The sequence below is a fragment of the Pseudarthrobacter sp. 1C304 genome, assembly GCF_052245515.1.
Taxonomy (GTDB): domain Bacteria; phylum Actinomycetota; class Actinomycetes; order Actinomycetales; family Micrococcaceae; genus Arthrobacter.
In genome coordinates this window covers 19,510-34,864 of sequence record NZ_JBQQCH010000012.1, presented here as the reverse complement: position 1 = coordinate 34,864, position 15,355 = coordinate 19,510, and the positions used below count along the sequence as shown (strand labels likewise).

The following is a 15,355-nucleotide window of genomic DNA, read 5'->3' as shown; positions in this document are numbered from 1 at the left end:
GGTGGACGGACACTCGCTAGACATCGCGAGTAATGCATTTCTGGGCCGAAAACGACTGCTGTTCCTTTGGCTCCCGGTCGCGCCATAGCATCCCGTCTAGTGCAACATTTGTAAGACGATTGACTTGTTCTCCGCCGTGGTCGGTAACGCTATCGCTCCGCGATGATAAGAATGATCGAGAAAACACCGGTGTGAGCCGACGGCACTCTTGTCAAGTGGGGGATGGAACCAATGATGGTTCGGGAATCATGGGCTGGGACGGCTTCGTCGCTCAGCAAATTTGTCGCAGCGGAGACGGAAAGCGCGCTCAACGCATACCGGGCGCGACCGGATCTCGTTCGCGAGCACAGCAATATTGAGGCGGCCATCTCCCAGAGCGGTTACGGCCGGAAACAGCTCAACGAGCTCGTCCAAAATGCAGCGGATGCAATCAAGGAACCGGGCGGCCGCATCCGAGTGGTTCTGACAACAGACGCACTCTATTGCGCAAACGAGGGCCAGCCCTTCACGGAAGCCGGATTCCGCACACTCATGCTGTCGCACTCCTCCGAAAAACGTGACGACGAGATCGGTCGTTTCGGCCTTGGGTTCAAATCGGTAATTCAAATAACCACAGAGCCCAAAATCTTCAGTCGAAGTGGCTCTGTTGCGTGGAGCCAGGATCAAAGCCGGATGCGTCTGGGAAGCCTCTATCCGGGCCTGGCCGCCTATCCAATTCTGCGGTTGGCCACTCCGGTGGACCCCGACGTGGAAGCCGCCCAGGACCCGGTCCTCTCGGATCTTTTTGAATGGTCAACCACGGTGGTCAAGCTTCCCTTAAGTGGCAGCGTCACCTGGCTCTCGGAAGAGATGAAGAAGTTTCCCGAAGAGTTCCTCCTCTTCTCCGACAAAATCGGTTCCCTCGAGTTTGAGGACAGGATCCAGAGCTCTTCCTGGACGTGGACCGCAGCTCGGGACGGCAATCGCGTCACTCTCTCCGACGGCACCGACAGCAACGAATGGCTCATTTTCCGAAATAGTCACGAAGTAAGCACCCAAGCCGCGATTGAGGCGGGAAGCATCGTTGCGCGTCAAAGTGTTGACGTGTCCTGGGCCGTTCCGTTGACGGGCAACCAGCGGCGCAAAATGGGTCGATTCTGGAACTACTTCCCCACTCAGCACGAGACATCGCTTCGCGGCATCATAAATGCGGCCTTCAAGATGAATGAAGACCGCCACAGCATGCTGGAGTCGCAGTACAACCGAGAAATTCTGACCCGAACGCTTCCTCGGATGGTTGCAAGCGCCCTCCCAGACCTTCGAACACCGGAGGATCCGGCGCTGTTTCTGGACATACTCCCGTCGCGCGACAAGGAGTCAAGCTCGTGGGCTGACTCTGTTATTAACAAGCCCATTTTTGAGATTCTGCCGTTCGCACCGTGTCTGCCGGACAAATCAGGCGTCCTCAGACTCCCCAGCGAAATCAAAGTCCAGCCAGCATTGGAAGAAGCCACTCGACTGATCGCTCTCTGGGACTCCTGGGTGACTTCGGACCGGCGCTGGCTCCACTCGTCAGCCTTGCGACGAGAAAGCCAGGTAATGCGGATTTTGAAGGAAGCGAATCTAAAGCGGGCCTCCATCGAAGAGTGGCTGGAAGAAGTTGTCACAACTGGAGAGCTCGCGGATTACGAGAATGCCCTCCAGCTCGCGGCGCTCATCGACAAGTCCTACGCCGACTACAGGCCCGCAATGCGGCGGAGCAAAATTGTGCTCATGTCAGATGGCAGCGTCCAAGCACCGATCACATCAAGAGTTTTTCTGCCTATGAAGGCCGACGACGAGTCATCCAACATCGTTTCCTACGAACTAATGCATCACGGGCAGGCGAACACTTACCTGCGTGCACTCGATCTTCAGGCTCAAGACGGCCGCGGCATCGTCAACCGGGTAGCTAGCGATGTAGCCCAGGATTACCTTGATCCGGAGCTGGCCGGATCCCTCTGGAAACTGACTCGGTCACTTGCAGTCCCGGAAAGCCTCTCGATACTGAACGAGAGGACGGAACCTGCAAGAATTCTGGTTCGCTGCCGCGACCATAACTGGCGTCACCTGGGTAATGTCTGGCTACCGGGTGGACTGATACCCCAAACCAACATCGGGGACGAACATGTCCTAGTCGACGACCAGTATCACGCAAACGACATCGCCCTGCTGCGCAACCTGGGCGCACGGACGACGCTAGCGGATGCGAAAATGGTCCGGGCCGGGGGCACATACGATCTGTGGAAAGCCCGCGAGGCTGACCGCCTTTCCGATGGGTCCCGCAATGGACCCGCCCGGCTTTCCCCGGCCGGCATCCGATTCAACCAGGCTTTGACGACAGATGGTCTTCATCTCTTGGTCGATGCGTCGGCTTCGACCCGCGCGAAGGTCACGCGAACAATTCTTAGCAGGCCGCAGTACCCGACCAAAGTTGAGTTCAGCAGCGGCTTCCGGGCGGCCGAGACCATCGATGGACCGGATCTCTGGTGGGTTAAAAACCACGGTGCTTTTGATACGCCGTTGGGGCTGGTAGACACAAAACAGTGTGTCGGTCGAGTCGAGGGGCTACCCACGGACTATTTGCCCTTTCCTGGTGAGGAGGAAGCGAAGGCTTTATGTCTGCCGACCGACGTACGAACAATCCAATGGAGCTTTGTCTATTCGCTTGCTGAACAACAGCTACCGATTCTGCAAGTCCACGAACTATATGGAGCATCGGCTGCCCTAGATGTTCGGCCGCCGAAGGAGCTTCTTACGCCTTTGAGCGGAGGCCTGAATACACGTTATTTGACATCGGATGTTGTTCTGGCTGCCGACCTCGAGTCTCGTGACTACCTGGTTGAAAAAACGAACGTGCCAGTCGTATACACGGGCCATCCGGATCTCGATGACGCCCTGGTCGAGAATTGGGGAATCAGGCGGATCACCGTGGAGTTTCACACTTCGGTTCGCGCCACACCGGTAGAGGGAGAAGTGCCCGAAACTATCAAGTCGAGGTTTCCTTATCTCAAACGGGCAGCAAGTGAAGTCGCGGTCCAGTCTCTGTGTGTGCCGTGCGTCTCCGTTGATGAAGTTCAGACGAACAGCTTTGACTCACGTTCCGATGCCAGGCCCAAGGCGTCCTACCTCCAGGATGGCGTTCTTTATTACCGGGCTCCACAAGGTGACCAGGCACTACTGACGACAATTCTCGGCGCTTTTGGCAGCAAACGTGCGTCCGCCCAGGTCATGCAGGCAATGCGGCAGCTCAAGAAGGACGATGAGGCCCAAGCTCGAATCGGACGCGTCAACAAACAGAAGACCGACGCCGGTAAGATCGCCGAACTCGTTGGTCGGGACACCCTACGGAAGCTAATCCCCGACGCTGTCACGAAGATGCTGGATGCCCGCGAGCTCGAGCTCACAGACGAGCGGCTATTCGAGATCGTCAGCAATCTTCACGGCAGCAGTCTCCTTAAGGTGCTCAAGCCGGCCCTGTCCGAAGCAGGTATCGAAACCCCGGGTCAATTCCGTGGCGGCCGGACCGCCCAGGAGTTCGTCAAGGAGCTCGGCTTCTCACCGGCAATGGCTGGCGAATCAATCAAGAAGAAGCCCGAACGCGAGGAGTTCGTTGGACCGGTGGGCCTGAACCCGCTACACCAATACCAGGAAACAACCAGCAAGAAGATCGTCGACCTCCTTGGCGGGCAAACCAAGCACAGCCGCGGCCTGGTGCAGTTGCCCACGGGTGCCGGCAAGACACGCGTAGCCGTCGAATCAGTCATCCGGGATATCAAAGCCTCACCGAAGGAAGATCACCGCCTGGTTACCTGGATTGCCCAATCTGAAGAACTTTGCGAGCAGGCCATCGACACGTGGACCTACGTCTGGCAGGCAGCGGGAGCGCCCGGTGAGCGAATGGCGGTGAGCCGACTGTGGGGCGGAAATAACGCCGTCCGAGAAGAAACGAAATTCCACCTCGTCGTCGCAACCATTCAGACTCTGAGTAGCATCCATCAGACCCGTAGGTCCATGTACGAATGGATGTCTGACCCCGACCTTGTCATCATTGATGAAGCCCACGGGGCGATCGCAACGTCCTACACTCCGGTCCTTTCCTGGTTCGGCCGCTCATTCACCGAAAAGTCCCGGTCCCTGCTTGGACTTTCGGCTACGCCATATCGAGGAACGAACGAGAAGGAGACCGCGCGACTAGTAGCCCGATTCGGAAGCAACCTCATCGAGCCGGATGAGTTCAGCGCGGAAAACGCCCACGAGTATCTTCAGGGCATGGGCGTTCTGGCCAAGGTCAATCATCGCGAGCTGAAGGGTATCCAGCTCAAGCTGAAGGACATGTCCTCGGCCGCAGACGAGGATTCCCAAAGTGCAATGCTTGATCGCCGGATCGACCTTCAGCACGTAGCTGACAGCACGCAGCGCAACGAAGCGATCCTCGACCATATCAAGGCATCTGAGACGAAGGGGCCGACCTTGGTCTTCGCTGCTTCAGTGGAACACGCCGAAGCTCTCGCAGCTGTCCTGACCGTTGAGGGCGTTCCTGCAGCGGCCATCTCGGGAAAAACGGACTTGGGCCATAGACGCTCCATAATCGAGGATTTCCGTAACGGGAAGATCCGCGTGCTGACCAACTTCGATGTACTTACCCAGGGGTTCGACGCACCAAAGGTCGACGCCGTATACGTTTGCCGGCCCACGTTCTCGCCGAACAAATACATCCAGATGATCGGCCGAGGGCTCCGGGGACCGCTCAACGGTGGAAGCCGAGAGGTCCTGATAGTCAACGTCAAGGACAATTTGGACCAGTACGGCGACAAGCTTGCGTTTACCCAGCTCGACTACCTGTGGAAGGACGGTTCGTAGTGCTCGCCGAGATTGAACTGGACGAAAGTCAGCGAGACGTTGCGGGGGCCGAGCCGGATGCGCGAATGTTCGTGACGGCCGCAGCCGGGCAAGGAAAAACGGAGGTCCTTCTGGCACGGGTAAAGACCTTGGTAGAAGATGGTTTGAATCCTGCCGACGAAATCCTCGTGCTCAGCTTTTCCCGGGCGGCTGTCGAAGCTGTCAGAAAACGGGCCCGCATCCACGATCTCGATGGACTTCAAATCCGCACTTTCGACTCCTTTGCGGCGCAGATTCTGATCGACATGGACGAAGAGACTCTGGGCGACAACTTTGACGCCCGGATCAGAAAAGCCACGAAATACATCGCCGGCGACGAGACGCCGGATCGGCTCACTTATCTAAAATACATCCTGGTCGACGAAGCTCAGGATCTCGTGGGAGACCGCGCGGAGCTGGTCTTGGCGCTGTTCTCCGTCCTCGGTGACGACTTAGGGTTCACAGTGCTGGGCGACCCGCTGCAGGGCATTTACGACTTTCAATTGGAAGAATCGGAATCCAGACTCACTTCCTCGGAGCTCATCGAGACTCTCGTCAATAAGTTTGGAGCCGAGCAACAGACGCTGGCAAAGCACTATCGGGCGGTGACCGATCGCACGCGGGAGCTCATCTCCGTTGGCGACGAGATCCGCAGCCTGGGAGCCCTCGACACCCCAGCGTGCGAGGTTGCGCATAGCCTCCTCGACGACTTCCGCAGAAAGGTTTCCAGTAGCTCCTTGCTGAATGAGTCTGGTGCGCTTAGTCCGAATGACGGCGACACGACCGCCTTGTTGTGTTCGACCAATTACGAAGTCCTCGTTGCGAGTGAACTTCTGTGGGAGAACGGCTATCCGCACTTAATCCGGCGGAAGGCACAGGACATGAGTGTGGCGCCATGGGTCCATCAGGTCTTCACGAATTTGGAGGACAGGACGTACGGCGCCGACGAGATTAAGTCCCGTCTACACGAACTTTTTGGAGAGGCAGCGGCCGACCGCTGGCTCGCTTTAAAGACAGCCGAGGGCAACTTCTCCGCGTACGACTCACTCAACGTCCCCCAGCTCAGCCAGCGGTTGCGCAGCAGATCGATCCCCTTGACCCTCACAGTGGCCGACGTCGCTCCTCTGATCGTTTCGACAGTACATCGGGCCAAAGGGCTTGAGTTCACCAATGTCCTTTATCTGCAACCGGAGTTCAGATCTCCCGCCGCAGAAGAGAACGCGGCCACCTTGAAGCAGAAGTACGTCGCCCTGAGCCGGGCCCGAGAGGAGATAATCTCCACCAAACTGCCGAAAAATGTCCTCAAGCGCGCCGACGGGTCGACGGGACGATGGCTGGAGAAGGCTTACGGGAAATTTGGTCAATACACGGCCAGGATGGAGTTCGCGAACTCCGACATTGACGACATTTCGCCATACTACCCGGCAGACGGAGACGCTCAGACGGTGCAGAACAGCCTTGTACTGGATGACCTTCTGGGAGAAGTCGTTTCTGGCCGAATTGACTCCCAACCGGAGCCCGGTGAAGTTCCCCGCTACACGCTAACTACCAGCGACGGCCGCGTGCTGGGCCGGACCAGCCAATCGTTCGCCTACGCACTGAAGAAGAGCTTCGGCCTTCAATACAGCAGCAAGCAGGCGTGGCCATCAGGTTTCACCGGCGCCAGGGTCACATCCATCGAGTGCGCCACCGGCCACCCAGAGGAAACCAAACTCGCGGGGCTCGGTTCCTCCGGTATGTGGCTGGTACCCCGGCTTACCGGACTGATCAGCCGGATCAAGGATTAGGAGAATGACCTTGTCTACCCTAGACAGCAAATACGCCTTCCGCCGCGAAATGGTGGACCGGCTGGTAACGGACCTCTACGGGCCCGGTGCTACCGACGAGCTCCTCACCGAGCGCCCTCTTGAGCGCTACGTCACGGGAGTACTCTGGCCGGCATCGGACGACACCTATGCAGAGGCACCCGACGAACCGGAGTCCGTCGCTGCCTCCTCCGGCGAGGCCTCCGTGGACAGCCCGGTGGCCAACGCCCGGCTCACTTACCCCAGCAGCGTGGGCTTAACCGTTTCCGTTGACACAGCACTTTCAACGGTTCTACTCGTCGCGCCCACTGCCGCCAGGTACACCCCGGTGCCGACCGTCCGGGACAGCGGCAGCAAGCGCCGCGACGCATATGACTGGCAGCGTACGCCAGCGGAACTCCCCGAGATCCCAATCGATCTGTCTTCACCTGGGCCCCAGAGGCATTTGCTGGAGGGCGGAGCCCTGGAGCTGTACACCTTGGTACGTACTCCCGAAGCGGCCGTCGTCACAGTGACCGTGGTGCTGCGAAACACCCACCCCAAACCCGACCCGACATCAGATAAAGACGTGGCGTGCTGGTTCCAGGCTGGACTCTCCGTTCAGACCGAGCTGGCCGCCCTTGTGGATCGTTCCAAGCTGCGCACCAGTCTTCCCACGGACCCTGACCTGGCCTCTTCAGAACTCCTCTACCGAAATCACATGGTCTTCGGCGCCGGGCACGGCTGCGCCGTCGAGGTGGACACGTCCGACGTCGAAGGCCGGCGCTGCCGACGGGTGAGCACGACGTTTGTCCCCCGGCAGGATGTCCACCGGTCCATGGCCGGCGTCAGCAACGCCGACCTGTCGCTGTCCTTCATGGGTTCAGCTACCCGCGATGATGTCGTCACGCAGCTGAACTTACTCGCTCAGGATTACGCCTCGTGGATCGCTGTATCCCGTGACTCGGTGATAGCCGACGATGCGAGCCAGGTTCCGCCGCACTTGCGGGGTGTCGCGGCCGAACACATGAAGCAGGCCGGGACGGCTCATGACCGCATCAGAGCGGGTATTCAGCTGTTGATCGACGACGAAAAGGCCTTCGAGGCGTTCCAGCTGGCGAATCAGGCCATGCACATGCAGCGTTCACGGCAGGATTGGGTGCGAAATGAAGCCAAGGGCGACTTTGAGCTTGGCGCCCAGGCGTGGCGACCCTTCCAGATTGCGTTCATCCTCATTAACTTGCCGTCAGTGACCGACGATCAGCACCCGGAACGCGATATTGCTGATCTCCTGTGGTTCCCCACCGGTGGAGGAAAAACAGAAGCCTACCTGGGGCTTGTCGCCTACCTCCTGATGCTCCGGAGGCTGCGGAATACAAGCGTCCGCGGCGTGGCCGTGATCATGCGCTACACCCTCCGGCTTCTGACGATCCAACAATTTGAGCGTGCTGCCATGCTCATTTGCTCCCTGGAATCTGTTCGACTGGCCAATGAGGACCGGGTCGGTGGTACACCATTCGGCATTGGACTCTGGGTGGGCGGAGGCGCGACACCGAACGACATAGCAACTGCACGGACGAACCTGGGAAAGCTTCGGAACAATCAGGAAGTTGTCGAAGGAAACCCCAAGCAGATCGAAGCCTGCCCCTGGTGCGGCGCTCGGCTCACGGTCGATGACTACCGGATCGTCAAAGTGCCCTCCGACCGGATGCTCGTCAGCTGTTCCAACAAGGCGTGCGAATTTGCCGACGGCCTACCCGTTCACATCATTGACACAGACGTCTACCGTGAGCGCCCGGAACTCGTGATCGGGACCGTCGACAAATTCGCAGGCATGTCCTGGCGGGGTGAAATCGCCACTCTCTTCGGGCGTTTGTCTTCCGCCGACATTGGCCCGGATCTCATCATCCAGGACGAACTGCACCTCATCTCGGGACCGCTCGGTTCAACCGTTGGCCTCTTTGAAACAGCGGTTGACTTGGCGGCCAGCGGCATCGGACGCGAAGGTGGCTCTTCAAACCGGAAGCCTAAGATTATTGCCTCAACGGCCACGATACGGCGAGCCAAAGACCAGATCCGGTCCGTCTTCAACCGCGAGTCCAGTCTGTTTCCGCCGCCGGGGCTGGACCCGGATGACTCTTTCTTCGCCAACAAGGCGCCCTCCGACCAATTCGGAACGCGGCAATATGTCGGCGTTCTCGCATCCGGTACGAGCCACGCCACGCTAATGGTCCGCACCTACGCGTCCTTGCTGCACTCATCCAACGTCATCGAGGGGGCCGCAACCGAGGACCGCGATCCATACTGGACGCTGGTCGGCTACTTCAACAGCCTGCGAGTGCTTGGCTCCGCATACCTACAGGTTTACGACGACGTCCGTGCCCGCTTGAACCTGCTGGCCAAGCGCGACGGCAGGTTGGAGGGGCGTGGGATCCAACTGAGCGAGCTCACCAGCCGTGTTGAAAACCACAAAATTCCGGAGGCACTAAAGTCCCTGGAGAAGAGCCTGATGAGCGGGCTCACGCCCGAAGACGTAGTGCTGGCCACCAACATGATCTCTGTGGGGCTGGACGTTGACCGCCTGGGCTTGATGGCCGTCATGGGTCAGCCGCAGTCCAGTGCCGAATACATTCAGGCGACCAGCAGGGTCGGGCGCCAGCACCCGGGTCTGGTCGTCACGATCTTCAATGCAGCCCGGACGCGGGACCGGTCGCACTATGAATCGTTCAACGACTTCCACGGCGCTCTGTACCGTGCTGTGGAAGCCACGAGTGCCACGCCGTTCGCGGCTCGGTCCCGAGACAGGGGGCTGCACGCCACGCTTGTCTCGGCGCTGCGCATGCTCGTCCCAGAATTGCGGGGCACCGCTGGCCACGTTAGGGACGAGTCCCCGGCAGTGGACGAAGTAATGTCGTGGATCGGCAACCGAGTAGCGGCCGTCGATCCGGAAGAAGCGCCGGCAACACACGAGGAGCTGGAGCGGCTACTGAACCTCTGGCGAAAGGCTGCCCTGGCGGACGCCGACCTGCCGTACGAAGGAAAAAAGAACTCGCCTCGTTCCCTTCTGATCGATTCCAGCAAGGCCCTTGAAGACCCCGACTTTGTGTACAGCACGAGCAGCATTCCCTGGCCGACACCACGAAGCATGCGCGACGTTGATGCAGAGACCGCCCTTCGGCCGGCCCCCATGAGGAAGGACGCCTCCCTTGGCTAGAAAGACCTATGCTGCCCGACGCAGCCAGTTGATCTCCACATTCGGGGTAGGGAGCCTCTTCCCCGCCGAAAACAACAGTTTCATGATCACCAGCATCGATCAGTGGGACACGAAACAACTGAAGCCGGTCAGTGAGCCACGCCTGGCCCGTAGCTTGCGGGTAGCCCAGCTTCTACTGCCGCCAGCCGGGGCGCGCGGAAAGATCCCGGTCGTCCGCTTCCCCCAGATGCTGGTATGCCCCATCTGTAGTCGGCTAGGCACCGCCAAGCAACTCCAGGCGCCATACGAAGACCCTAAATGCGGAATGTGCAAATCCGTCGCTCCGCTTACGCCGTCGCGCTTTGTGGTGGCGTGCGAAGACGGACATATCGATGATTTCCCGTATTCCTACTGGGTGCACGGCTTCACACCGACCGACAGCGCCGAACATCTCTTGAGCCTCGCTTCCGAAGGTCGAACCTCATCGCTGGCTGACATGGTAGTTCGGTGCTCGTGTGGCCAGTCTCGGACCATGGCGGACGCATTCAACTCCGTCGCGCTTAAAGAAATGAAGTGCCAAGGCAATCGCCCGTGGCTCGGCTGGGGATACCGTGAGCGCGAATGCGGCAAGGCTCCGAAGACGGTTCAGCGTGGCGCATCAAATGTCTGGTTCCCGGTGGTGAGGTCTGCAATTTCCATCCCGCCTTATTCGGAATTTCTCGCTAAGGTGGTGACGTCGAAGGCCGCACAACTAAGTCAGCCGCAGGCTTTGGAGCCCAGTTCAACCTGGGTTCTCGAGGGCGTGGCGCAGGAATTTGACGGCCGCTTCTCTGTCGACGAACTTCGCGCCGAAATAAAGCGCCAATTCCATGGCAGTGAGGAAACCGAGCTCTCCGAGGACCAGCTACGGGAACAGGAGTTCCTCGCGCTGATGAACGGCCGCCGGGACAGCCCTGACACCGATTTTGTAGCTGAGAAAGTCGCGGTGCCTGAGCCCCATCAACACTGGATCAAGGCAGCACGAAAAGTCACCCGGCTCAGGGAGGTCCGCGCTCTTTACGGCTTTAGCCGTCTGCACCCCAGGAGTGAAGACAAACCCGACGCCAAGTTGTCGCCGCTGTCACCGGACGACAACCGTCAGAATTGGCTGCCCGCAATTGAGACGCTGGGTGAGGGACTTTTTGTGGCTCTGGACCGAGCGCAGGTTGAGGCTTGGGCTGAAACGGATTTCGCGGCCGGCAGGCAGAAAACTCTCCGCTTGAACGCGAAGCGGGCAGCTGAACAGCGTGGCCAGGACCCGATACCCGTCAGCATTGTTGAGACTCTGATCCACACGCTTTCGCACATCATCATCGACCAGCTTTCGTTGGACGCCGGCTACCCTGCGTCATCGATTCGCGAACGGCTCTATGTGGGTCAGGACCAAGTCGGAGTTCTCTTGTATACGGCATCGTCGGACTCTGCAGGCAGCCTGGGCGGGATCGCTGCGCAGGCGAGCCCGGCCCGCCTCGGCGCGGCCCTGGACGAAGGGCTATTCCGCACGTCTTGGTGCTCTGCAGATCCCGTCTGCATTGAGTCCCGCGGTTCCGGTACGGACGCCCGGAACCTCGCTGCATGTCACTGCTGCGTCCTGGTACCGGAAACGAGCTGCGAGCTGTTCAATTCCAATCTCGACCGAGGGACTTTATTCGGCGTTCATGGTCAGATCGGGCTTGGCTTCAAGGATTGGGCGGCGCTGAACCCGATTGCCGCGGCTGGCGTGGAGAATCCGGGTGCCGCCTCGGGCCTGTCCCCCAACGACAACGTCCCTCTCAGCGTGCGTCAAAGCCCGTGGCTGACGGTCTACTCTGAATCCGGTCCCGAGCTCCAGGAACTCATTCCCGAGCTCGTAGAAGTCGAGGTAGAACTCGGGGATTGGGGTGCCGACATCGGCCCCGACAACCAGTGGCAAGTTGATCTGTCCTGGGCGGCTTCGCGCGTGGCCGTGCTTGTCGAGCGGGATGACGAACGTGATGACTGGCTCGCAGAGCAGGGGTGGACTACCTACCACACGAACGATTTTGCATCGGCCGACCTCGCAGACAAGCTTGCCGACAGGGTGTACTAACTTCTTGAAGGGGTCGGACCTCCGACCCCCCATACAAGACCCGGACTCAGTCCAGGAAGTACTCGTAGCTCAGAGGCTTCAGGTTCTCCGGAGAGGGCCGCCAATCGGGGTAGACGCTGATGACGCCGTCTTCGGTGTCGATAGCACCATCGAGGTGGCGCTCCCACTGGATGTCCGCCACCACAACCAGGTCCGTTGGGCCATAGTCATTCGCGTGGGTCACCTCGTTGCGCGTCAGTATGACTTTCTGGACGTATCCCTGAGAACCTTTTACTTCGACGTGCCGCTCTTCGTCACCGCACTTGGCGAGCAAATCGTAAGGCCGGTAGGCGCCGACGTCCTCGACCCTGTACCCGACTGCCTCGTAGTGAGCAATCGCCTGCCGGACGGCCTGCATCTCGATGGCCTTCTTCAGTAGCGGGTCAGCACAGAAACCCGCGTAGCGCTGCTTGACGCCGTTTCGTCCCCCGACGGGCGGCGCAACGAGCGGAATGTCGAATCCGCCCCAGTCGCTGTCAGGAAGCAGCTGGGGCACTGCGTCGATAACCTGGCGGGGCATCTTGAACAAGTAGCCCTCGTTAGGCTTGAGTCCAACGGTGGGATGCCTGTTGAACGGGAAGTACACATTCTGCTTCGGCCTGCGTCCTACATCCTCAGTAAGGCGCCCGAGAACGCCAAGAATGTCTTCTTGGTGGTTTGCCCGGAGCTCAGGAAGCAAATAGGGCTCCCGCAGAGCCTTGTATTTTGTCAGCGGGATTCTGTTCGCGGGCTTTCCGTCCCAGGTAGCCGCGTTCGGCTGCAGTTCGCCAGCAACCACAGACGCCCCATAGACGCCCGGCTTGAGGCGTTTGGGGTTCTTCTTACTGACCCAGTGCAGAACGATATCCCCCACGCGTACGTCGTGCATGCGGTCGTGACGGCTCTCCTCGGGTGCGACGAGTTCTTGCCCGTAGTTTTCAACGTGCACCACCTCCATCCAGTAACGCTGCGAGGCGTCGCCGTCCCACCAGCGCGCCTTTTTCCCGACCGTGCTAACCGCCATTTCTCCCCCAAATGCTTGTGACTGAGATTGCTGACTACTGAAACTACTTTGTACCAAGCAGCTCCGACGGTTTTCCGCTCCACGACACGACAAGTCCGTCCCGGGCTCGGGTTGCGGCGACATACAGCAGTGATCGCTCACGGAGAATGGCGTCGGCCTGCTCAGACGGTGCCAGGTCCTTCACCTGATAGGACGCCGGCAGGGTTTGGTCCGAAATTCCGAAAAGAACAACCCTAGTGAATTCCATGCCCTTGGACCGGTGCATTGTCATCACGGACGGCACACCAGGCATCGTCGCTGCACCGGCCGTCCTGGCTTCGAGATCGCGTTCGTTCAGCCCGTTAATGACTTTGCCGACCTGGAAATTGGAGCGGACCAGGATTCCGACGGTCTCCAGTGGCACGCCTTCTTCTTTCCACCTCCGCAGATACGCAGCAAGGTTGTCCAGTTCCTCAGCGATTGAGGTGGAAGCTATTTCCTCCGGCCGCGGCCCTACCCGCGAAGAGGTATAGCCGTTAATGGACTCCTGATCGCCTTCAATGTCCGTCACCGGAGCTCCGCTAAGGAGTCCGACGGCGTAGGCCAGGTTTTGCTGCGTGGTGCGGTAATTAAGCGTCAACCGGCGTGATCGGCCGACGATGCCAATTCCGAAACGGGACAAAGGGACTTTCTGACCGTAAATGCGCTGGTGTGAATCCTCGGCGATGAAAAGGTCATCCGGACCCTGCTGGACCAGCTCCCGGAGAAACAACCAGTGCCCGGCGTGCAAGTCCTGCGCTTCATCGATCAGAACATGGTCAGCAACACGCGCTCCGCTGGTCTCTGCACGTTGGCGAAGCACCAGAGCAGCGAGGTGCGCCAGCTCCACGAAGGAGGCATGCATTTCGATGCGGTTGTAGTACCGATAGGCCTCCATGACCTTCCAGACAGCAAGCCGCTTCGCCCGGTTCAAGGCAGTGCCGCGGCCGACGCGCGGCACCCTTAGGTATTCGTCCTTGGCACTGATGGAGTTAGGCAGGATCACCGTCTCGTATTCCTGCTGGAGGAATGTCGGATTGGCGAGTTCGAGTTCTAGCTGATGATCGACGTCGGCCATGGCGGACTCCCACTGCTGGCGGGCACCATCTGTGTCCAAGATCTTCCCCGGGGCAGAGACCTCCAGTCCGAATAGGTCCTTCATGGCACGGCGCTGCTCGATTTCCTGGGCGCCGCGAAAGACTTTGTTGACGAGTGAATCCACACCGGAAATATAGACGCCGGGCGCTCCTGGCTTTGCCGCGCGGGGAAGGCTGGCATCCAACTTCGACAGCCCGCTTTCCAGCGAATCAGCAAGTGTCGTCGTGAAGGTAGTCAGAACAATCCGCGACGCCGGTTCAGCCGCGGCCAGCATCCGGGCGCGGTGGAGAAGGACCACGGTCTTGCCCGTTCCGGCACCACCGGAGAGCCGGAAGGAGCCGTTGTAACGGCGTTCCGAATAGTCACGCTGTTCCGGATGAAGAAACGTGCGCCAGGAATCGAAGTCCCCGCCTTCGATGACCTTTTTGAGCTCGTCGGAGTTGTCCCCCACGAACGTGAATTGCATCTTCGTGGCGGGATGTTCCAGGGACTTCCGGATCTTCTCCTCTTCTGTAGCCTTCGGGTCGTCCACGTAGCGGCTCAGCGCGAGCTTGTCCTGGACTTCCTGTACGGAGGTGCCGGCAGCCAATTCGAGGAGAGCAGTTGCCTGCCACTCCGGCGCCTCGTCCAAGACGTCAAGGAGTTCTTCGTCAGAGGACGCGGCGAATGCCCGGCCCACAAGGTCCGCGGCGAGGCCAAGTTCTGAAACTAATTCAGCTGGATCCATCCCGCACCCAAGAAGCGGGTTCGTCCAGGGTTCGGCGGTCTCGCCGCCGGGCGGCTCCTGAACCTCGGACTCCACGTCGGCCTCCGTCGTCGGAGCATCAGGCACAACCGGCACGACAGGAGGAACGGGCGGGATAGCAGGCGTGTCGCCGTCGGGTGTGGACGCCCGGATAACCTCCAGGACACCGTTGACGGAGTTCACCTGGAGCACGCTTGAGCGGGCGATGTCGATCGCCTCGTCGTGTGGCCAGGCGCCGTAGTAGAAGTAATGCGGGATGGTGTCGAAGGCGACTTTGAAGAGTACGGCTCGGTAGTTGAGGTCGATCCGGCCGGTGCGCACGCGGGGGTCCGCGGGCGTGTGCATCGGTTCGATGTGGAGCCCGGGTGCGGTGTCGTCCTTCTGGAGCTTCTCGAAGAAGGCGTACACCTTGTTTTTCATGGTGCCGTCGATCTTGTCCTTCTGCTTGATCCATGTCACCAGCGCCATA

6 protein-coding genes are annotated in these 15,355 nt (G+C 59.6%); 4 read left to right on the top strand and 2 right to left on the bottom strand.

Features of this window, described 5'->3' with window-relative positions; all coding sequences use genetic code 11:
* The first annotated feature begins 231 nt into the window (after positions 1 to 231).
* Genes ACTWQD_RS17380 through drmB form a run of 4 tightly spaced genes read left to right on the top strand, consistent with a single transcriptional unit; the run spans position 232 to position 11,983 of the window.
* Positions 232 to 4,881 carry a DEAD/DEAH box helicase gene (locus ACTWQD_RS17380; protein ID WP_443197377.1) on the top strand — a complete coding sequence of 1,550 codons (4,650 nt, stop codon included), beginning with the start codon at positions 232 to 234 and terminating at the stop codon, positions 4,879 to 4,881.
* The gene (locus tag ACTWQD_RS17375) at positions 4,881 to 6,686 is read left to right on the top strand and encodes a UvrD-helicase domain-containing protein (protein ID WP_443197376.1); all 1,806 of its coding nucleotides are present in this window, start codon (positions 4,881 to 4,883) and stop codon (positions 6,684 to 6,686) included. Before ACTWQD_RS17380 ends, ACTWQD_RS17375 begins: the two co-directional genes overlap by 1 nt.
* A 4-nt stretch (positions 6,687 to 6,690) precedes the next feature.
* Positions 6,691 to 9,897 (top strand): helicase-related protein, encoded by a 3,207-nt coding sequence (locus tag ACTWQD_RS17370; protein WP_443197375.1) that lies wholly within the window; start codon positions 6,691 to 6,693, stop codon positions 9,895 to 9,897.
* The gene (gene drmB / locus ACTWQD_RS17365) at positions 9,890 to 11,983 is read left to right on the top strand and encodes a DrmB family protein (protein ID WP_443197374.1); all 2,094 of its coding nucleotides are present in this window, start codon (positions 9,890 to 9,892) and stop codon (positions 11,981 to 11,983) included. The genes ACTWQD_RS17370 and drmB overlap by 8 nt, the downstream gene beginning before the upstream one ends.
* A gap of 46 nt (positions 11,984 to 12,029) precedes the next feature.
* Here the strand turns inward: drmB and ACTWQD_RS17360 are convergent, their stop codons facing one another.
* Both ACTWQD_RS17360 and ACTWQD_RS17355 read right to left on the bottom strand, forming a co-directional pair.
* A complete protein-coding gene (locus ACTWQD_RS17360) occupies positions 12,030 to 13,025 on the bottom strand; it encodes a protein NO VEIN domain-containing protein (protein WP_443197373.1) in 996 nt (331 codons plus the stop codon).
* A gap of 43 nt (positions 13,026 to 13,068) precedes the next feature.
* Positions 13,069 to 15,354, bottom strand: coding sequence for a 3'-5' exonuclease (locus tag ACTWQD_RS17355; protein ID WP_443197372.1), 2,286 nt, complete (start codon positions 15,352 to 15,354; stop codon positions 13,069 to 13,071).
* Position 15,355 lies beyond the last annotated feature (1 nt).

What these genes read in the sequence shown, in the direction of transcription:
- ACTWQD_RS17380 (WP_443197377.1), top strand. Translation starts at nt 232, where the DNA reads ATGATGGTTCGGGAATCATGGGCTGGGACGGCTTCGTCGCTCAGCAAA.
- ACTWQD_RS17370 (WP_443197375.1), top strand. Translation starts at nt 6,691, where the DNA reads ATGACCTTGTCTACCCTAGACAGCAAATACGCCTTCCGCCGCGAAATG.
- ACTWQD_RS17360 (WP_443197373.1), bottom strand. Translation starts at nt 13,025, where the DNA reads ATGGCGGTTAGCACGGTCGGGAAAAAGGCGCGCTGGTGGGACGGCGAC.
- ACTWQD_RS17355 (WP_443197372.1), bottom strand. Translation starts at nt 15,354, where the DNA reads ATGGCGCTGGTGACATGGATCAAGCAGAAGGACAAGATCGACGGCACC.